This window comes from Thalassomonas actiniarum, from assembly GCF_000948975.2.
Classification (GTDB): domain Bacteria; phylum Pseudomonadota; class Gammaproteobacteria; order Enterobacterales; family Alteromonadaceae; genus Thalassomonas; species Thalassomonas actiniarum.
The window spans coordinates 432,506-451,307 of the sequence record NZ_CP059736.1 but is presented as its reverse complement, the minus strand read 5'-3'; the positions used below and the strand labels follow the sequence as shown (position 1 = coordinate 451,307).

Below are 18,802 nucleotides of genomic sequence, written 5' to 3'. Positions count from 1 at the left end.
GACAATTAAGCTGCATCGTCCGCTAAAAGTTAATATTGCTGTAGTTTTTATCTAAATTCTAGCCCATTTTAACTATTACCGGCATGCTTATTCGCCATCGGACCATACCGCTAATTCACTGCCGCCGGGCTCGGTAAAATGAAAACGCCGCCCCCCGGGAAAAGAAAAGATCTCTTTGCTGATAGTACCGCCTCCGGCTGTTACTTTTAGCAAGCTTGCCTCAAGATCATGACTGAATAAAACAACCAGAGCTGCGCCCTGTACACTGGAAGAAATCATCTCGGATTTAAAAAAGCCGCCGTCTAATCCCTGATTGGTAAAAGCGCTATAGTCGGGACCGAAATCCTGAAAAGACCAGCCAAATACAGTTTCAAAAAATGCCTTAGTTGCGGCTAAGTCTCGTGACGGAAATTCAACGTAATTGATCTTATCGTCTGCTGGCATAAATTTTCTCCCTTTGAGCTGTATGTATATAAACTTATGTTCAAATATCATTTGAACATAAGCGATTGAAGTTAACAAATTTCATTCAAATTTGTTATGCCGTCATCTTGATGAACATTAACAAAAAGTGCAGGCATCCCTAAGTATAGAAACCATGTCTGACTTAAAAGATGATACTAAACCCTGAACAAAGTTTAAAACTCTAAACTTTTATCTGGACAAGTTTAGTTTAGAGATGTAAACTTCTCATCATTAAAAAACAGCAGTAGCGGCCAACAGTAGAAATTACAAAGCACTGTTGTAACTATACTTTTTAGATGTCCAGCCGCAGTAACGTTTAGACCTCTTAACTTTATTGTGATTGGTTTATCTTTAAAAACAAAACTCAGTAAACTAATGGATGACTGCCGCTGTTTGTATATCCCCTGATTAAGGAAAATTATGTTAGCCATGAATCAAGTGAAAAGTAATCGCCAGGTATGTGAGCAAGAGCTTATTGATATTATCGGCGTTGACGCCACACTTCGCCTTGAACGGGCCTTTAGTGCCAGTTATCTGTACATCCCGGCACGTGCACCAAGTAAAGCGATCATTAATGCAATAGGTTTGGCCCCGGCCATGAAACTGGTGGAACACTTCGGCTGCGGCGATATCTGGGTGCCAAAAGCCCTGTTAATGAAATACCGCAATATCAGTATCTGCCAGGAAAAGGATGCCGGTAGAACTCTGCCGCAGCTGTCCGAACAATTTAAGACCGGTGTAGCAAATATCAGGCGTATTTTGAAGCAAAGAGGGATTAAGAGATGATGCAGTTAACCGATCGGAACCTTAAAGGCGAACTTTGCCGGACACTTTCCACCTGTTTTTATCCGTAAACAGCCATTAAAGCAATTTAAAACTAAAAATTCTTGCTGAAATTATCACGGGTAAAAACAGCTGCCAGCTCAGAAATCACATATTCTCCAGCCTAATTAAGGTAACAGTAGATGTAAATCTTTACACAATCTTTACGTTTCTTTTGTATGATTTTCCTGCTATTTGATGTTAATTTGCCCGACCCGGTGTAAAAGAAGCTGACAGCGCATTTGCTCAGCAACTGATTAAACCGGTTGGGGATATATCATGATGTATATCTAAAACAATATATATAACAAGTGGTTATATTGTTCAGGGATGAAAGTTATATTTATCCCTGCAAAGAAAAAAATGGAAATAATAATGAAAAAATATCTATTAACCTCACTACTCCTCCTACCATTCTACAGCTTTGCTGATGTTGACAAATTATCAACCAGTAAAATCAAAGATCTACAGAGCGACACCACCATCACTTATGTAAGATGCTGGTATCGCCCATCAGAAAATCATGATCAAAGTGCGACCGACTGGGAATGGGCACGAAACGATAATGGCAGCTATTACAAATTATCCGGTTACTGGTATTCCAGCACCTCCTGGAAAAACATGTTCTATACCGATACCGACAATGCCACGATCATGGAGCGTTGTGAAAAAACCTTGGGTGTTGACGCGAAAGCGGCGGATGTCACTTTCTTTGCCGCAGACAACCGCTTTTCCTTCAACCATACCATCTGGACCAACGACACCAGCAGCAACAATGATAGCCAAAGTAAAATCAACAAAATAGTCAGTATCGGCGACAGTATTTCAGACACGGGCAATATCTATAACGCCTCACAATGGCTGTTCCCGAATGATAGCTCCTGGTTCCTGGGACATTTCTCTAACGGCCTGGTATGGACGGAATACCTGGGGCAGGCGAAAAACATACCTGTATATACCTGGGCTATCGGCGGCGCCGAAGGTGAAGACACATACGGCGTATTAACCGGTATTGGCGGTCAAATCGATTCCTACCTGGAATATATGCAGCTGGCGAAAAATTATGATCCCAAGGATACTTTGCTCACGCTGGAATTCGGCTTAAATGACTTTGTCAACGATGACCGCACCGTGGCCGAAGTTAGCGATGATTTTGCCGAAGCGCTGCAGAGGTTGACCGCCAGCGGCATAGAAAATATGGTGCTCCTGAACTTACCCGATGCATCAAGGGCGCCGCAATTTAAATATGCCGATGCAGGTAAAGCAGAGGAGGTTCGTGAAAAAATTGCCGCCTTTAATGCCTTTATCGGCGAGGAAGTGGCCCGTTATCAGGCACAGGGTTATAATTTCAGCCTATATGATACCAGTACATTATTCGATAATGTGATCAAGGCGCCGCAAGATTATGGCCTGCGCAATGCCACCGACTCCTGTCTGGATATCAACCGCAGTTCATCAATTGATTATTTGCTCAGCCATTCCTTACGCCCGGACTGTGCTACCTACGGCTCAGACAGCTATCTGTTTTGGGGCGTTACCCACCCGACAACCAAGGCCCATAGCGTGATTGCCGAAGAAGTGGTTAACACTTTATTGCCGGCGTTTAATTTCTAAGCAATAGCTCGCTATTAATACAGGCCAGGGGACAGGTGTTACTGCCCTTGGTCTGCAGTCAGGCAATTAATGATTTGCTCTAAACTGTTCTAACGATGTCATATGCACCGTAACTTTATTAAGCACCTGCTGATTATTATCCATGCCGCCAAGGGTGATCAGTTTACCGTCAAGTTCCAGCAGACCCCGGTGATCCATGGTTTTATCGCCAGACTTTAAGGTTTGCCAGCGATCATTTTCGCCATTAAAAAGCCAAATAGCATCCGTTGCTGCAGATGCCCGGCCATCATAACCTATGCCGTTGTAATTATAGGGATTGGTACTGCCGCCGATAAAAACGATATCTCCGCCTACTGATGTCGCCGCCATACGGTAACGGCCCTTACCCGTGGGATGTTTGATCACCCGCCAATCGATTTTCGCTGGTTTTTTCGGGTCAATCACCCCTTTAAGGCATTGGGCAATACCTTTATAACTGCGGCGTTTATTCAAATGCGCCACCACCGCCACACCGTCACATACCAGGATCGTGTTGCCGGAAATACCGGCCGCCTGTCCAAAAACCGGCATCCCTAAAAAAGGCGATGCCTGCTGCCAGCGATTTTCCTCAATATCATATACCTGAACCAGGTTAACATTGCCGTCATTATGCCAGCCACTGACCAGATAGATATAACGGTTTTGATAAACCAGGGCGACACTGTCATCCACAGGCACCGGCATGGGAGCAAGCCGCTGATAACTATCGGTTTGAACATCATAACGATAAACATCGGGAGAAGAGACTTCATGACCCGACTTTTCAACGGTATAACCGCCAAAGAGATAAGCAAACCGGCCGACACCAACGGCGACAGCAGCCAGGCGGCCAACAGGTTCTATACTGCCGGGAACCGGCTTTTTTTCCTGCCATTGTTTCTGGCCAAGCTTTAATGCCCACACCTTATTATGAACCGCCAAATGGTCTTTTCCCGGCCCTAAGCCCATAAAGCTGAGCAAATACCGGCTATCCTCTGTCTCTACTTTGGCAACGGCATTATTACTAACGGGTTCAGGCAAGGGCGGAAGCGTATTCGCACCGACAGCGCCGCTAAGTAAAGCCAGGGATAACAACATTATTTTCTTCATCTTATTTTTCGGGCAAAGGTAAGAGATTGTTCGGCCAGTTTACTGTCCTGCGCGTATAGCTACCAGAAGTTTCTGAATTCCCAGACTTGTAAGCTGCCTTTGCACGGAGCATTGTTCAAACAAGTAACGATATCAAGGCACAATATCAAGACACAATCGTCACAAGCATTTGTTCCTTAAACCGAATTTACCGTGATAACCCTTCATTATTCAACATCTCAGTGATAAATTTCTCCTGTAACTTTTTCAGCTCTCCCGTCTTTTTCATCGACTCAATGACGGCATCAGTTTTCGGCAACAAATGGTGATGCTTTTCATAAAAATAATGATAAAGCTTTCATTGATTTAACTGGGGAGACAGGGGCTGTATATCTTCAATGCCGAGCACTTTCAATTGCAGAACGCCGTTGAAGCTCGACGCTATGGCAAAATCAGCACGGTTGGCCGCCAAAATTTTTATCCTCTCGCCGAGATCATCCACTGTCACCACATTATCCACTTGCGTATCCCTGAGGCCGATTTCAGCATATTTCATGCTCCTGACCATAGCAACGGCATAGCCTTTAAGGGAAGGTTATCCGGCAGGCTTGAAGTTATGCTTTTGGAGAAAGCCGACACTCCCCAGGTCATATAAGAAGTAGGCACACGTAACAGATCAGGATATAGCTCTCCAATACGGTAAATTCTCTGGGCTTCTGCATCCAAGTTACCGCTACTCGACTCGACCAGTGCCCTTTTACCCGGCAACTCAACAAAAACTACCGCAATGCCCAATCGCTGATAAATCACCTTGGGCACTTGAGCAGCAACTTTCTGATCCGGTGTATTTTGGCTTAAAGCTATCTTAAATTTTTCGCCGTAAGCAGGAGATAAAATAAAAAACAGACACAGTACCGATAACAAATTTGCCATACCTTCCCCCCCAAGCCACTGTCAGAGTGCCTTAGAAGCCCAAACAAGTTACATAGCGTCAGTGAATCGTTCATGGCCGATGTTAGATATCCCCTATTTATTGTAAAGGCAGTTATCTGCCTTTGCCGGTTTTGTCCCAAACGGTAAACAATATATTTTTCCAGAAACTTGTTGAAACTCAAATGCTCTATTAATCTTTGAATAATAATAGTTTTTAATCATAACAAATATTCAGGGAACTATTTATGGACGAACAAGCCAATGAGCAAAGCCCTCATTTTGATTTACCTCCCAATGTCACCTGCTTTGCACGTACGGACAATGCCGCAGGCAGCGAACGAGCCTTATGCCTTGAACAACTGAGGAACAGGGCGCTTCCCTACCAGGAATTTCGCAAAAACGCCGACAAACTGTTTAACTTGATTGCCGACGACATGGCGCTGCAATATATTGAAAATGAGGTAATTTTGACCCCCATTTTTCGGGCCGGTTTAAGCCTGTTACCTGTCTTTATGAAGCGCATCGAAAACTCCCGGTTATGCTCCATCGGGGTAAAACGCAACGAAGAAACCGCTATGCCTGAGCCATATCTGTTTAAGGTACCGCCCCAGATGAGTGAAGACGCAAAATTTATCATCCTCGAGCCGATGATCGCCACCGCAGGCACTATGTGCTATAGCCTGGGGATGCTCAAGCAGCAAGGCTATAATTTACATAATATACAGATCATTGCTGTTTTTTGTGCGCTGGAAGCCGTTAACAAGCTTCAGCAGGAATTTCCACAAGTGCAGGTACATACCGAAGTCGTTGATCCGATCTTAGATGACAAAAAGTATATCGTGCCCGGATGTGGTGACTTTGGCGACAGGTATTTTGGTACCTGAGGAAGACCCCATGAAAAAATATAGCAAACCGGCGCATGTTGTCCTGACTTCCCATGCCAACCAGGTAGTTAAAGAGTCGGCCCCGGTCAACTGGGGCGTTGAAGATCCGCGGGAGCGCGGCGCCGTTATCGCCACGATTTCCAGCAAGGCCAAACGCAATGCCATCGGTTCCCACAGCGGCAGTTATACTGTTTACCGGGCACTATCGATTGCTTCCGGCTCCTTTGCCCAAGATCATATCCCGGATCTGACCAACACCAGCCCAACGGTGAATATCACGCCCAAGGCCTCCTGGTTTGACGGCGACAAAATTATCTCCCTCGATCCCTGGGGCGCCAGCATCAATGATGTTTTTCGCCCCGAGCTGGAGCAGGGTTATAACATCCAGCCCTCCATTGCCATTACCCAGGCCCACCTGACCTTGCCGGAAATTTATGACGCGGTAGACAAGGGCCGCCTGAAACCGGACGATAAAATTGTAAAAAGCAATAAAGACGTCTTTGTCACAAAGGTGGCAATAGAGCCGGTCTGGTATTTGCCCGGTATCGCCAAACGCTTTGGCATTGCCGAAGGAGAGCTGAGAAAAATTCTGTTTCAGGAAACCGGCGGCATGTTCCCCGAGCTGGTCACCCGGCCGGACTTAAAAATACTGCTGCCGCCTATCGGCAGTACCACCGCCTATATTTTTGGCGATATTGATGACCTCGCCGATGAAGGTAAAGCACTAACCTGCCGGGTTCATGATGAATGCAACGGCTCGGATGTGTTTGGCTCAGACATTTGTACCTGCCGTCCCTACCTGATGCACGGCATAGAAGAGGCGGTAAGAACCGCCCAGCAGGGGGGCGTCGGCCTGATCGTTTATTTTCGCAAAGAAGGCCGTGCTCTGGGAGAGGTTACCAAATTACTGGTTTACAATGCCAGGAAACGACAAAAAGGCGGTGACAGCGCCGCCACCTATTTCGAGCGCACCGAGTGCGTGGCCGGGGTCCAGGACGCCCGCTTCCAGGAGTTCATGCCGGATGTGCTGCACTGGTTCGGGATCAAAAAAATCGACCGCCTGGTGTCCATGAGCAACATGAAATACAACGCCATCATCAAATCCGGCATCGAGGTAAAACACCGGATCTCTATACCGGAAGAGTTGATCCCCGACGATGCCCAGGTAGAGATTGAAGCGAAAAAAGCTGCCGGGTATTTTACTGCAGATGAGGCATTAACCGCAGAAGAACTGGAAAAGGTCAAAGGCCGGGACTTATCATGAGCAGCGAAGCACAGACGATAAACCGGGTTGAAGACCTATTGACGCCACAGGCGATCAGAAGCAGGTGCCGGCAAATCTACCAGCTCACCCGGGCCGGGCACGGCAATTTCAATATCAAACTTGATCGCCTCGCTGAGGTTGCCGATTATGTGCTTGCTGAAATTAAGGAAAACTATCCGGACCTCAATATCCCTTTCCATTCCCGCTGGTCTCATTTCAACGCCGGCGGCATCAAACGCATCGAGGTGTTAAACGAGAAAATAACAGCCCTGTCCCCCCCGGATCAGGCCCGGGCAAAAATAGATCTGGTATTGGTCTCGGTGCTGCTCGATGCCGGAGCAGGGGAGCAGTGGCGCTATAAAGAAGCCCAGAGCGCTAAAGCATTCAGCCGCTCCGAAGGGCTCGCCATTGCCAGTTTCGATATGTTTATATCCGGCGCCTTCTCCAGTAATCCAGACAAGCCTTTTCAGGCCGATGCCCGGGCATTGTCTGCCTTTAGCCGGGAGCAATTAATCACCGGCTTTCAGGTAAGTGACAGCAATCCGTTAACCGGCATCGACGGCCGGGTAAATTTACTGCGCGCCCTGGGCCGGGTTTTAAGTAACAAAGCAGAAATCTTTCACCAACAGCGCCCCGGGAGTTTATTTGATGCCTTAATCCACTTACATGGCAAAAACATCAGTGCTGAAAATATTCTTAGTCTAGTACTCAGCGGTTTTGGTGAGATCTGGCCCGGCAGAATCAGCATAGGCGATACCTGTCTGGGGGATGTCTGGGAATATCCGTTATTGCAAAGCCAGGATCCTCTTTCTGCCCTGGTGCCTTTCCATAAACTGTCCCAATGGCTGACTTACTCGTTAATTGAACCTATAGCAGAGGCCGGCATAAAAGTGAGCGGTGTTGAAAATCTCACCGGTCTGGCGGAATATCGCAATGGCGGCCTGCTGCTGGACAAGGGATTAATCGAGTTAAAATACAAAAGCCAGGCACAGCTGCTGCATAACCCCGACAGTGAACTCATCATAGAATGGCGCGCATTAACCTTGGTATTGCTGGATAAAATCGCCGAGCAAATACGGGAAAAGCTGCATTTATCCGCCGCCGAGTTGCCGCTGGCAAAAGTATTGGAAGGCGGGACCTGGCATGCCGGCAGAAAAGCCGCCAAAGCGTTAAGGAGCGATGGCTCGCCGCCGCTCAAACTCAACAGCGACGGCACCGTTTTTTAAGGATGCTCAACCAACAACAACCCCAAAGTAATAATAAGCAAAGCAGGGTAATTGAGACCATGGAAAATTTAACAATAATACGTCACCCGGTGCTACAGCATAAATTAACCTTGCTGAGAAACAAACAGACCAAATCATCTGAATTTCGAAGACTGCTCAATGAGATCAGCGGCCTGCTGGCTTATGAAAGTACCAGTGAGCTGGCACTGCAGCCAGTCGATATTGAAACCCCGCTAGAAAAAATGCAGGGACAGGAAGTGAAAGACTCGCCAATTATCGTTTCCATTATGCGCGCCGGTAATGGCATGCTCGACGGCTTACTGAACATGTTGCCCTTTGCCGGTGCCGGGCACATAGGTATCTACCGGGACAGATTTATTCAAAATACCGTGGAATATTACTTCCGCCTCCCGAAAACCTCCGCCGGCAAACAGGTGCTGCTGGCCGATCCCTTGCTGGCCACGGGAGATACCGCCATCGCCTGTGTCGACCGCTTGAAACAATACGGGGTCGGTAAGATCACTATGCTGTGCATCCTGGTATCAGAGCAGGGGGTAGAAAAACTGCATCATTTTCATCCCGACGTTAAGATCATCGCCCTCAGTAAAGAGCGGGATTTAAACGCCAAAGGCCATTTACTGCCCGGCCTGGGAGATGCCGGAGACCGGCTTTATAAAACCAAGGATGCCTGAGCACAAAAACAGAGACAACAAACGGTTTATTGATATCAAAGCCAGTGATGGGAAAAATCAAGCAATTCAATGTCCCGCCCTTGCTCGCATAGGGTGTGGATCCTGTCACCGACTGACATCAATTGCCGTTTATCCGTCCCCACCAGGCAAACCGCAACTGCTGCCCGCTGCCACTTCTCCTGATAGCCAATTTCCGCTACCGAAGCATTATGCTTTTGCCGAATTTGTTCTTTTAACCCCTGCAATTTACTGCGCTTTTCCTTCAGGGACCGGGCACAGGGGATCATCAGCTCTATCTCTATTAACGTGATAAAAAAACTTTTATCTGACATAACAAGTTCTTACCCGCTATCCTTAAAGTACCCTTGAACACTAACTAAAGTTTACCTCAGGATAAATTACCTTTCATGGTCAATATCGGCTTAACTTAAACATTATTTAAGCCGGTATGATCTGATGATGGCCCGGTTTTACTTTACTTTTACAGTCAATATCATGCCTGAGTTTAGCCCGGATAAAATGCCCGTATTGATCTACGACGGCGACTGCGCCTTTTGCCGGTATTGTGTGGATTATGCCCGGCTGGCCACAGGCGATCACATCCGTTACCGGACCTACCAAGAGGTTCAGCAAGACTATCCCGGGCTCAGTGAAGCCGAGTTTCAGGCAGCCATCTGGTTACTGCTGCCAGGCGGCAAACGCCTCAGCGGCGCCGAAGCCGCTTTTAAAACCCTGTCACTTGGCGGTTATTCAAGATTTTACTTTTGGTGCTACCGTTATCTTCCCCTGTTTGCCCGGCTTAGTGAAAGCCTTTATCGCCTGGTCGCAAAGCATAGAAACGGTTGTTATCGCTTGTGCAGATGTCTGTTCGGGCCCTCACTTCAACCACAACTTTACACGCTCACCATTGCCGTATTTTTACGGCTGTTGGCTTTGGTTTACCTGACGGCATTTAGCTCCTTTGCCGTGCAGGCCCTCGGTTTAATCGGCGTAGAAGGCATATTACCGCTGACAGATCACTTCGAGGCAATAAACCAAAGCCTGGGCCGGGAAAAATACCGGCTTTTGCCGAGTATTTTTTGGTTGGGCGACAGCGATATCAGTATATTGGCCGTATCCTGGGCCGGTGTGCTGTTGTCCCTGCTGTTGCTGTTTAATGTCTTGCCCGCCTTAAGCCTGCTGTTACTGTACCTGTGTTATCTTTCATTAGTAAGTGCCGGACAGATCTTTATGGCCTACCAATGGGATATCTTATTGCTGGAAACCGGCTTCCTGGCAATTTTTTTAGCGCTGCGCCCCGGGCTTTTTATCTGGTTATATCGCTGGTTATTGCTGCGCTTGATGCTGCAATCCGGCCTGGTAAAACTGTTGAGCGGCGATCCTAACTGGCAACAACTGACCGCACTGGAGTTTCATTTTCAGAGCCAACCCTTGCCTACCATTTTTGCCTGGTATGCGCATCAGTTGCCGGAGAGCCTGCTCAGGGCAGGAGTACTGTTTACCTTAGTCGTAGAGTTAGTCATCCCCTTATTGATCCTGATGCCGCGCCGACCAAGGTTAATCGCTTTTTTTGCCATCAGTTTGTTGCAACTGGGCATTATCGCCACCGGCAATTATAACTTTTTTAACTTGCTCACCCTGAGCTTGTGCCTGCTCTTGCTCGACGACCAATTTTTACATCGTTTATGTCATTTCTTTGCCGGGTCCAAAACGGCAGCAAAAACGGTGCTTAACATAAGCATGAGGAGCGTCAGCAAAGAAATTATTAAGGTCAACAAAGCAGGAAAATCACTGGCCGGTATTGTTGCCTTGATTTATCTGCTGCAAAGTTCGCTATATTTGGCCTACACCGGGCGTTTTGCTGATTTGCCAGCTAAAGCCCTTAATTTATTAAGCTGGAGCGCCCCGTTTCACCTGGCCAATAGCTACGGGGTCTTTGCAGTGATGACCACTGAGCGACTGGAAATCATCTTTGAAGGCTCAAACGACGGCATTCACTGGCAAGCCTACCAGTTACCTTACCAGGCGGGTGATATTACCAGGGCCCCGGTATGGGCAACTCCCCACCAACCCCGCCTTGACTGGCAATTGTGGTTTGCCGCACTTAAGGCACCGCATGTTCCCCCCTGGATCGATGGCGTTATCTACGGTTTATTGCTCGACTCAGCTCCGGTACTGTCCCTGTTTTCACACAACCCCTTTGCCGGGGCGCCGCCCAGATTTGTCCGGGGCAAACTCTACCAGTACCGATTTACGAGCCCCCAGGAACGAACACAAACGTCTAACTGGTGGCAACGGACATATCAGCGGGAATATTTTCCCGCCAGACAGATCAGGATAAAGTTTCACCACCAGCCAATACCGGGCAGCAGCGGACTTGGTTCATATGCCAGTCAATCAGCTGACAACTGATACTCCAGAAGCAGCAGCCACAGACAACTTACTTTTTTGAATTAACCAATAGCCATTTATTTCCCCTGATTTGCGCTTGCCCGGGAAAGTCAGGGTAACTTCCAGCTCATTACACTTACCCCGCCGGGGAAATCCCTCTTTAATTCGCAACCAATTTCCCCTTTTAGTTACCAACCTGTTAACAGAGCCCCGAGAGGGATAATTCACAAGTGCTCTATAGCAGCAGATAAGACAAAGCCCGGCAGGCTCCAAAATAATTGCTTATGCAAGCGACAGTTCAATAAACTTAAAAAATAACAATAAGCAAATTACGGCTTATTCAAAGCGGATGAAAGCACAAATATGATGACTTGTTTTTTTTGGCTTGTAGTAGCAACCCTTGCGGTACAAGTACCAAATATTTTAGGGATACAGTCACAATCAAATGGCGAGACACTCACAGTATTAAAGGCATTAAAAATAACCTTGCTCACTTTACCTGTGACCATTGTCGCCACCACAGGCTACACCATGTTTTACGGCAGGGGAGTCGAGTATTTCAGTTATCCTGCGATGTCCGTATATGCCAAATTGGGGGCCTTAGTCATGGCAATAATTTTACAATTTTCCCTGCTGCAAGCAAAAAATATCAACTGGGTAGAAGTGTGCGGTTTGCTCATTTGCATTCTCGGCTTTTTGGTATCTATTAATAGTGAAATGATATTGGAAAGGATAAGATGATGATTTTATTCGGCTATCACAGCAGGCTACTTTGATAGACTACCCGCACAGCACCGGCCGGCAACTAACCCCAAGATCAACCGCCTTATTTAAGGCCTGCCCGAAATACACTAGCCATTTGTAAAAATCAAATTTTCACCTAAGTAAAACTGCTTTTGCCTTATTTTTCAATGATTTTTACTCGACCTGCGGTCAATAGAAGACAGAAACTGACCGCGAACACCACAACAGAGAAACATAAGGAAATAAAATGAATTTTTTAAAGGCATTGACACTTGGGCTGTTATTTTCGACCGCCCCAGCCATCAGCCAGGCAGAAACCTGGGTAAGCAACACTTCGAGTCAACATGGCTATTATAGTCCGGGGGATGAAGTGGTGAATATTCCCTGGGTGGGCTGGTATCCCTGGCCCACGTTTATTTGTAAAGACAGATATAACATTATCGGCAAAGGATCCACCTAAAACGGTTTTCAATGTAATGTGCCCTACGATAATGTTATCTATCCCCAGGCCAACTTCCATGTCTTTCATCCATCCTTTGGCGATAACTTCCGCTGGGTCAGATACGATGCTTTTAACACTTACAATTATGTCAGAACCTACCGCCACGACGGCTATGAAATGATCCCGTGCCAGCCGGTCGGCAGCTCAGCGTCCAATATCATTTTCGGATATTTATTTGTCGATCATAACAAATGTTATTATCAAAACGGCCCCAGGGTTGATTCGACTACCAATTATCTGGTATTGGAAAAATAGCCATTCCAGGAGTTCGAGCCCGGTTTGCTTTTAATAGCCGGTAAACCGGGCAGGGCATTGAGCGCTCTGCTACAGCCTGGACTCCGCCTTTGAGGCTGTCAGTCAAGGCCAAGGTACAGCAAGCCGGGATAACGGGGATTCACTGCAGTTATTGCGGCTTGGCCGGTCATTTTGAACTTCTGGATAGTCCCATTTTTCAAAGCCTACAGGCAATAAACTAATGGAGACCTTGTTCATTGCACTTTTCATCTAAAAAATTCCGGGGCTGAGTGATTGCTTATGTTGTTGCAATGCCGGCGTTATAAAAAGGCATTTGTTCTCATTGCTTTATTCCCCCAAGAAACTTAATCGATACAGAAAATACCAATACAATAGTAAATTTAACTCAAAATAAGCCGGTAAATTTTCGAAATGAGAAATTTCTCTGAATAAAAACAAAAATACTAGACAAGGCTTAATTGGTTAAGTATCGTCCAGATAAACCGCTTTATCAGCGGACCAGGTAGAACCCCCCTCTTGTACCAGGTAAAACAGGCAGGTTATGCATATAGCCAAGTGCCGGCAAAAAATATACGCCCTTAAAACGAATAACAGCCAGGTATATGAATCATGGAAAGATCACCAGTATACATTTTCCCTTCTCACGGGCTTAGCGCTGTGCATTTATCATACAAACAGCTATGCAAACAGGGAACGGGGAAACACCACCAGCACTTGGAACATTCGTCAAAAGAAACCAGACTTGCCGGTAAACATTTACGCTTATTTAGAATCGCGACCTGTCCTGTTATTCCCCTTTTACTAACCCTCTCAAACAAGGTTATTTGCCGCATAGCGCCAATGAGTACAGCTTCTTCCCGATTAAGCCTTTACAGCCCGTTTATCTTTAATAAAAACGGTATTCGCTCAGTTAATAGAACTCTTGAATATAAAGAACACACAAAAATTAAGCAGAAAAATTCGTTTGGATGCCCCCCGGTTGATGGCAGTTCATCTTTACCGATCCGGCTTTACTGCCCAGCTGAAAGCAATGCTAAATGCTGTGCTATCAGCCATGACAGAAAGGAGTGACTGTTTTTGTAAAACACTCAAATGGTCAAATTAATGAATAATAAATAGAGCAAAAGGATAGTTATGAATAGATTAAATTACTTTTCAAAGATAAAACAAAAACCGGCAACAACAGGCGCCGGAGCGTTAAAATTACTGATCGCCATGGCCGTTGCCGGTACCTGTGTTCAGTCGGCTACGGCGGCAACGGATGCCGGTGCCATGCTCCAGCAATTTGGCCTGGAGTATGACATCAACAACACTTCCGATCCCCAGGCCAAATATGCGATGGAGCTGCAAAGACGCTTGATGCTGGATGTACCGATTTATTACACCAGCTTTTTAGGGACGCACAACTCCTATAACTCCGACGCGTACAACATAGATCTTTGGCCCCAGCAGGAAATGACAGTCAAGGGCCAGATGAACGAGGGGGTGGAATGGATCGAACTGGATGTGCATCACGTGTGGACCACTGGACTCGATCTCAATTTTTGTCACGGCGAATTCTGCTACCTGGACTCGGTTAATTCCCATTCGATACTTGATGATCTCAGGGAATGGGCAGAGGAAATGAATGAGCAAAACACTACCCGAACCGCGGTCATTTACATTGAAAGTGCTCTTGAAGACAGTGAATATTACACAGATCTGAGAAATCAGCTTAATAGCCGCGTCGGCGCCGAGCATATTTACATGCCCAGCGATTATAAAAACGACTTCCCAGGCGGCGCCAATGTCGGTGCCAACAAAGCCACCTCTTTCCCCGAGTCCGAGCTGACCCGGCAACACCTGCTCGATAAGGGCAAACGTTATGTCATCTATTTCTCCGGCTACAGCGGCAGTGATAACCACGACGTGCTGGACTGGGTTTTTGAAGATCCGGGCAGCCTCAACGGCTCGCGCGTCTGGGAAAAAGACGGCTATCCGACCTCCTCATCCACCTTAAATATTACCGGCAGCGATCTGATCGGTTACTGGCAGGACGGCAAAAGCGTTATCGGTCTGCACGATGTCCACACCGATGACGGCCGTTTCCGTGAAAACGCCCAATGGTCCTGGAATGACGGCGAGCCCAACGACGCCCACTCAGGCGAAGATTGCGCCGAATTAAGAACCGATTATGCCGACAATCGCTGGAATGACGCCGCCTGCTCCTATGCCCGCCGTGCTGCCTGTAAATGGACCGGCGGCGACCTATACTCCAAAGACAATAGCGTGATCTATAACCTCTGGTCCCTGTCTGCTAACAGCACCAACTGGGGCGGGGCAGAGCAGGCCTGTCTGGCGCTGGGCAGCGGCTGGAGCTTTGAAGTACCCAGGAACGCCATCGAAAATACAGTACTGGCCGGCATAGCCGACGAGGCGGGCGAAACAAAGGTTTGGCTCAACTATACCGACAGCGCTCAGGAAGGGGTATTCACCACGCCGAGCCAAAGGTAAAACCGATTAAATTTACTCTGAAAAGGTACGGGCAGGTCTTTGTCCGTACCCAATCACAAGAATTATTAAGAGCAACAAAATAAAAACCGTCACAAAATTATTGCCCTCCCTGTTGGTGCCTGCCTGTCCAACGCCGCAAGTGCCGATACCATGGACAATTTCAACAGTAACTGGACCGGCAAGGGTTACTACCGAGTGCGCAGTCCAACGATGACTTGGACAGCGACCGGGCAAACCTGGGCAGCCGGGAGAAAATTGAGGTGCTGTTCCCATAACGGCCCCGGCCAGAAATGGAGGCCACCAGCCCGCCCTATAAAAAAGCCGGTATCAACCGATACCGGCTAAAAAACCTATACCAGAGTTTAGCGGTTATCAACCTCAACCAGGGTCAAGCCAATCAAACCGCCGCCGCCTGCATGGGATACGGCGCCGTAATGCCACTGTCCTGCACTGGCACCGCTCCAGCTGACATCAACAGTTTCTATTGCCCCTAAGGTAGCGGATGTCGGGGCATTATCGAGTACCAGATTGCCTCCCGGAGTCGCGGATATCAGCCAGCTATACATGCTGTAGTCAGAGTCGCCGCCGGGCGTTGACCAACCATGCACATAGACGGTCCAGTTACCATCCATCGGCAGGGGAATTTCGATCACTTCGTCGGTGCCGCCCAAAGTACTGCTGGCAACTAAGGTATTGGTGGGATCGTAAACAAAGACATCCAGGTCGGCATCGGCTTCTGTTGCCTCCGGCGGTATGGCAACCCGCAGCATCGCCGCCCCCAGGGCGGGAATAACATGCGCATTGGAGTAACCGTCGCCGGGATCAAAACTCTGATCCGGGTCTTGGCCGACGTTATCATCAGTGATCGTTGCCGGCACCAGGCCATGAGGATTTGCCGCATACGCGCCGCTGTAACCAAACTTGATCTCAAAGTTGCTGTTGCCGCTTTCACCGTTGCCGCTGATACGATCCGGCGCACTAAAGAGAGTGCCTTTTACCGCAATGGGGCTGTAGACATTGTAGCGATTTTTTTTCTCCCGCCAATTCAACGAACCAAATCGCCATTCACCGACAGGGGCATTGACATTGGTGATCTTTACCTGGTAAGTGGCACTTTGGCCTTTTTTCAGGCGAATTTTATTGGGGGTGACTTTTACTTTATAACCTTCCGGAGCATCGACCTCAACGCTATACTTACGCCAGCCGTTTTCTTTGGCCACGCTGGTCACGGTACGGGTAATGGTTTGGCTACCGGCTAATTCAGCAATGCCCATAGAGGGCAGGTTTAAATCGCTGGCATCTGTGGGAATGCCGATAAGATCAATGATCAGACAAGTCAGGCTGCTTAAAGCCGTGGGCTCAGCGCCGCATAAAAATCCCAGGTATTCCAATAAACCGGCATCATAAGCCAGGCCCGGCTGCAAAATAGAACCTTTATTAACTTTGCCGCCGGCGTTAACATGCCCGGCCCCCATGTCAAAGGGATCGGCCCGGGAGATGCGATCATTGTCACGGACATCCTGATGGGCGGTTGTCATCAGGGCAGATTTTGCCATTGCCGGGCTCCAGCTAGGGTGCGCCTGTTTAATCAGCGCAAAAATACCGGCAATGTGGGGGCTGGACATGGACGTCCCGGAAATTGCCTGAAACAATTCACCCGGCACAGAGCCCGGATCAGGGGTCGGGCTGTTGCCGGCTAAAATCATGTGCCCCGGGGCAGTAATATCCGGCTTGATAATATCCTGTGCAACTAAGTCCGGTCCCCGTGATGAAAATATGGCCATAGAGGGCGCAGATTCCCATTCACCGTTTTCGCAACAGCCAATGCGCGCCGTAGCCGAACCGGCAACATCGGCAATATAAGCTTTAATGGCCAATCCCGGGGTTTGGTCGATATGCACCGAAGGCACGGCATGATTGTCGCTGTTCAGGTTATCAACGTCATTATTATTGTACAATATCATGCCGACGCCGCCGGCCAGGCTGACCGCTTCACTTTTTGCCACCCGGGCAATAACCCCGCGGCGGCACAACACAATTTTACCGGCGACGGAAGCATCCAGTGTGCCGGGAATACATAAATCGCCACCGGCAAACTCGGCATCAACCAAAGAAGAAATACCTACACCAGAAGTAATTGACGCACCGGTATAGGTACTGCCATCACCTAAAACAATCGTCCCCTGGAACATCCTGCTCTGGGTACTTGCCCCCACGGTTGTTAACCAGGGTACTGAAGCCGGGCCGCCTATCGTTCCTGCGCCCGGGCCGGAATTACCTGCCGAGGTGGCGACAAAAACCCCGGCATCGGCAGCGAATAAATAGGCGATATCATCGGCGCCGGTTAAACTGGCCCCGCCGCCAACGGAATAATTGATCACATCCACACCATCGGCTACCGCCTGATCTATGGCGGCGGCCAGATCTGAGCTGAAACCGCCAAGATTACCCAAACCTTTATAGGCAACAATATGCGCTCTGTGGGCAATACCGGAAATACTGCCGCGGGGAATGCCAAACATGTTGGCTTCAACCCCGGCATTGCCGGCAGCGGTTGACGCGGTATGGGTACCATGGCCGTCATCATCACGCGCCGAGTCATATTCATCCGGCGCGGCACCTAGCAATGCCCGATAGGTCTCCAGCATCTGCCGGGCGCCGATAAGTTTATTGTTACATTCAAAGGCGAGATCTAACGGGTTATGCGCGCTGTTGCCAAAATCGCAGCTGTTGCCGGTTAAGGTCACCGGGGGAGCACTATAACTGCCGTCATCGGCAAAAGAAGGGTGCTCAGGCCATATGCCGCTATCGATAACACCGACAACAACCCCTTCACCGTTATAACCTTTTAACCAGGCGCCACCGGCAGCGGTTATTCCCAAAAAATCGGGCGAACTATCGGTGGTTTTATAGCGCATTTCATCGGGTATGACCCGTACAACACCTTTTTGCTTCGATACCTTTATCGCTTGCTTATAGCTGAGCAGGGCGGAAAAACCATTAAGGGCATGATAGTAACTGTGCACTTTTTTCCTGCTATTAATCCCGGCATTTTTCATGGTGTTGACATGTGTCTGCTTGAGGTATTGGCTATATTTTTTGACATGGGCACTGTTGGCGTTAAATTTTTTCCCCGTCTCCAGTTTTGTCGCCGGATAGCCCTGAATGCTGCCATCATACTTTACTACGGGATCAAGCTCCATCATGACGATATAGGAGCCGTGTTTTGATTTTTTAACGCCTTGATAGTTTTCGGCATAAAGGGTTTGCGTTATGCCAAATAACAGCACAACTAATGCTGCGGTGATTTGAACGAACTTTTTCATCACTAAACTTCTCCGGATATTTGACATTCCGATTGTCGTGATTTACTGCAGAAACCGTAAAACAGTGAAGTAAATGTAGTCGAT

17 protein-coding genes are annotated in these 18,802 nt (G+C 48.0%); 11 read left to right on the top strand and 6 right to left on the bottom strand.

From position 1 onward, the window contains the following. Nucleotides 1–87: 87 nt before the first annotated feature. Complete coding sequence (locus SG35_RS30385; protein WP_044835717.1) at nucleotides 88–444, bottom strand: VOC family protein; 357 nt, start codon at nucleotides 442–444, stop codon at nucleotides 88–90. 441 nt (nucleotides 445–885) lie between these two features. Between SG35_RS30385 and SG35_RS30380 the strand changes: the two genes are divergently transcribed. Together SG35_RS30380 and SG35_RS30375 are read left to right on the top strand one after the other, a co-directional pair. Next, the gene (locus SG35_RS30380) at nucleotides 886–1,251 is read left to right on the top strand and encodes a hypothetical protein (protein WP_044835718.1); all 366 of its coding nucleotides are present in this window, start codon (nucleotides 886–888) and stop codon (nucleotides 1,249–1,251) included. A 411-nt stretch (nucleotides 1,252–1,662) separates the two neighbouring features. Next, entirely contained in the window at nucleotides 1,663–2,901 is a 1,239-nt protein-coding gene (locus SG35_RS30375) for an SGNH/GDSL hydrolase family protein (RefSeq protein ID WP_044835668.1), read from the top strand. 66 nt (nucleotides 2,902–2,967) lie between these two features. Here the strand turns inward: SG35_RS30375 and SG35_RS30370 are convergent, their stop codons facing one another. From SG35_RS30370 to SG35_RS30360, 3 genes are all read right to left on the bottom strand, one after another. Beyond that, nucleotides 2,968–4,029 carry a Kelch repeat-containing protein gene (locus tag SG35_RS30370; RefSeq protein ID WP_236702701.1) on the bottom strand — a complete coding sequence of 354 codons (1,062 nt, stop codon included), beginning with the start codon at nucleotides 4,027–4,029 and terminating at the stop codon, nucleotides 2,968–2,970. A 337-nt stretch (nucleotides 4,030–4,366) separates the two neighbouring features. Then, nucleotides 4,367–4,564: a type 2 periplasmic-binding domain-containing protein gene (locus tag SG35_RS30365; protein ID WP_044835666.1), complete on the bottom strand. Its 198-nt coding sequence runs from the start codon at nucleotides 4,562–4,564 to the stop codon at nucleotides 4,367–4,369. Beyond that, on the bottom strand, nucleotides 4,561–4,941 hold the full coding sequence (locus tag SG35_RS30360) for a hypothetical protein (protein WP_044835665.1): 381 nt from the start codon (nucleotides 4,939–4,941) through the stop codon (nucleotides 4,561–4,563). The genes SG35_RS30365 and SG35_RS30360 overlap by 4 nt, the downstream gene beginning before the upstream one ends. Before the next feature lie 245 nt (nucleotides 4,942–5,186). Between SG35_RS30360 and upp (SG35_RS30355) the strand changes: the two genes are divergently transcribed. Genes upp (SG35_RS30355) through upp (SG35_RS30340) form a run of 4 tightly spaced genes read left to right on the top strand, consistent with a single transcriptional unit; the run spans nucleotide 5,187 to nucleotide 9,007 of the window. Next, a complete protein-coding gene (gene upp / locus SG35_RS30355; RefSeq protein ID WP_053043409.1) occupies nucleotides 5,187–5,825 on the top strand; it encodes a uracil phosphoribosyltransferase in 639 nt (212 codons plus the stop codon). Between the two features lie 10 nt (nucleotides 5,826–5,835). Next, a complete protein-coding gene (locus tag SG35_RS30350; protein ID WP_044835664.1) occupies nucleotides 5,836–7,089 on the top strand; it encodes a GTP cyclohydrolase II in 1,254 nt (417 codons plus the stop codon). Beyond that, the gene (locus SG35_RS30345; RefSeq protein ID WP_044835663.1) at nucleotides 7,086–8,315 is read left to right on the top strand and encodes a URC4/urg3 family protein; all 1,230 of its coding nucleotides are present in this window, start codon (nucleotides 7,086–7,088) and stop codon (nucleotides 8,313–8,315) included. The genes SG35_RS30350 and SG35_RS30345 overlap by 4 nt, the downstream gene beginning before the upstream one ends. Nucleotides 8,316–8,374: 59 nt before the next feature. After that, nucleotides 8,375–9,007 carry a uracil phosphoribosyltransferase gene (upp, locus tag SG35_RS30340; protein ID WP_044835687.1) on the top strand — a complete coding sequence of 211 codons (633 nt, stop codon included), beginning with the start codon at nucleotides 8,375–8,377 and terminating at the stop codon, nucleotides 9,005–9,007. A 35-nt stretch (nucleotides 9,008–9,042) separates the two neighbouring features. On the opposite strand, the gene SG35_RS30335 is transcribed toward upp (SG35_RS30340), so the two are convergent. Continuing rightward, a complete protein-coding gene (locus SG35_RS30335; protein WP_044835662.1) occupies nucleotides 9,043–9,339 on the bottom strand; it encodes a DUF503 domain-containing protein in 297 nt (98 codons plus the stop codon). A 124-nt stretch (nucleotides 9,340–9,463) separates the two neighbouring features. Between SG35_RS30335 and SG35_RS30330 the strand changes: the two genes are divergently transcribed. From SG35_RS30330 to SG35_RS30310, 5 genes are all read left to right on the top strand, one after another. Continuing rightward, the gene (locus SG35_RS30330) at nucleotides 9,464–11,419 is read left to right on the top strand and encodes a lipase maturation factor family protein (protein WP_053043408.1); all 1,956 of its coding nucleotides are present in this window, start codon (nucleotides 9,464–9,466) and stop codon (nucleotides 11,417–11,419) included. Nucleotides 11,420–11,761: 342 nt separating this feature from the next. Continuing rightward, nucleotides 11,762–12,139: a hypothetical protein gene (locus tag SG35_RS30325; protein ID WP_044835661.1), complete on the top strand. Its 378-nt coding sequence runs from the start codon at nucleotides 11,762–11,764 to the stop codon at nucleotides 12,137–12,139. Nucleotides 12,140–12,389: 250 nt separating this feature from the next. Then, entirely contained in the window at nucleotides 12,390–12,602 is a 213-nt protein-coding gene (locus tag SG35_RS30320) for a hypothetical protein (RefSeq protein WP_044835660.1), read from the top strand. An 18-nt stretch (nucleotides 12,603–12,620) separates the two neighbouring features. Then, entirely contained in the window at nucleotides 12,621–12,899 is a 279-nt protein-coding gene (locus SG35_RS30315; RefSeq protein ID WP_044835659.1) for a hypothetical protein, read from the top strand. 1,134 nt (nucleotides 12,900–14,033) lie between these two features. Further along, nucleotides 14,034–15,392, top strand: coding sequence for a lectin-like protein (locus SG35_RS30310; protein ID WP_044835658.1), 1,359 nt, complete (start codon nucleotides 14,034–14,036; stop codon nucleotides 15,390–15,392). Between the two features lie 362 nt (nucleotides 15,393–15,754). Here SG35_RS30310 and SG35_RS30305 read toward each other — a convergent pair whose 3' ends face one another. Beyond that, the gene (locus SG35_RS30305; RefSeq protein WP_053043407.1) at nucleotides 15,755–18,718 is read right to left on the bottom strand and encodes a S8 family peptidase; all 2,964 of its coding nucleotides are present in this window, start codon (nucleotides 18,716–18,718) and stop codon (nucleotides 15,755–15,757) included. Nucleotides 18,719–18,802: the final 84 nt, after the last annotated feature.

Coding starts and splice junctions, on each gene's coding strand:
- SG35_RS30335 (WP_044835662.1), bottom strand. CDS start 9,339: ATGTCAGATAAAAGTTTTTTTATCACGTTAATAGAGATAGAGCTGATG.
- SG35_RS30370 (WP_236702701.1), bottom strand. CDS start 4,029: ATGAAGAAAATAATGTTGTTATCCCTGGCTTTACTTAGCGGCGCTGTC.
- upp (WP_053043409.1), top strand. CDS start 5,187: ATGGACGAACAAGCCAATGAGCAAAGCCCTCATTTTGATTTACCTCCC.
- SG35_RS30330 (WP_053043408.1), top strand. CDS start 9,464: ATGATGGCCCGGTTTTACTTTACTTTTACAGTCAATATCATGCCTGAG.
- SG35_RS30305 (WP_053043407.1), bottom strand. CDS start 18,718: ATGAAAAAGTTCGTTCAAATCACCGCAGCATTAGTTGTGCTGTTATTT.
- SG35_RS30350 (WP_044835664.1), top strand. CDS start 5,836: ATGAAAAAATATAGCAAACCGGCGCATGTTGTCCTGACTTCCCATGCC.
- SG35_RS30325 (WP_044835661.1), top strand. CDS start 11,762: ATGATGACTTGTTTTTTTTGGCTTGTAGTAGCAACCCTTGCGGTACAA.
- upp (WP_044835687.1), top strand. CDS start 8,375: ATGGAAAATTTAACAATAATACGTCACCCGGTGCTACAGCATAAATTA.
- SG35_RS30375 (WP_044835668.1), top strand. CDS start 1,663: ATGAAAAAATATCTATTAACCTCACTACTCCTCCTACCATTCTACAGC.
- SG35_RS30345 (WP_044835663.1), top strand. CDS start 7,086: ATGAGCAGCGAAGCACAGACGATAAACCGGGTTGAAGACCTATTGACG.
- SG35_RS30360 (WP_044835665.1), bottom strand. CDS start 4,941: ATGGCAAATTTGTTATCGGTACTGTGTCTGTTTTTTATTTTATCTCCT.
- SG35_RS30310 (WP_044835658.1), top strand. CDS start 14,034: ATGAATAGATTAAATTACTTTTCAAAGATAAAACAAAAACCGGCAACA.
- SG35_RS30385 (WP_044835717.1), bottom strand. CDS start 444: ATGCCAGCAGACGATAAGATCAATTACGTTGAATTTCCGTCACGAGAC.
- SG35_RS30365 (WP_044835666.1), bottom strand. CDS start 4,564: ATGAAATATGCTGAAATCGGCCTCAGGGATACGCAAGTGGATAATGTG.
- SG35_RS30320 (WP_044835660.1), top strand. CDS start 12,390: ATGAATTTTTTAAAGGCATTGACACTTGGGCTGTTATTTTCGACCGCC.
- SG35_RS30380 (WP_044835718.1), top strand. CDS start 886: ATGTTAGCCATGAATCAAGTGAAAAGTAATCGCCAGGTATGTGAGCAA.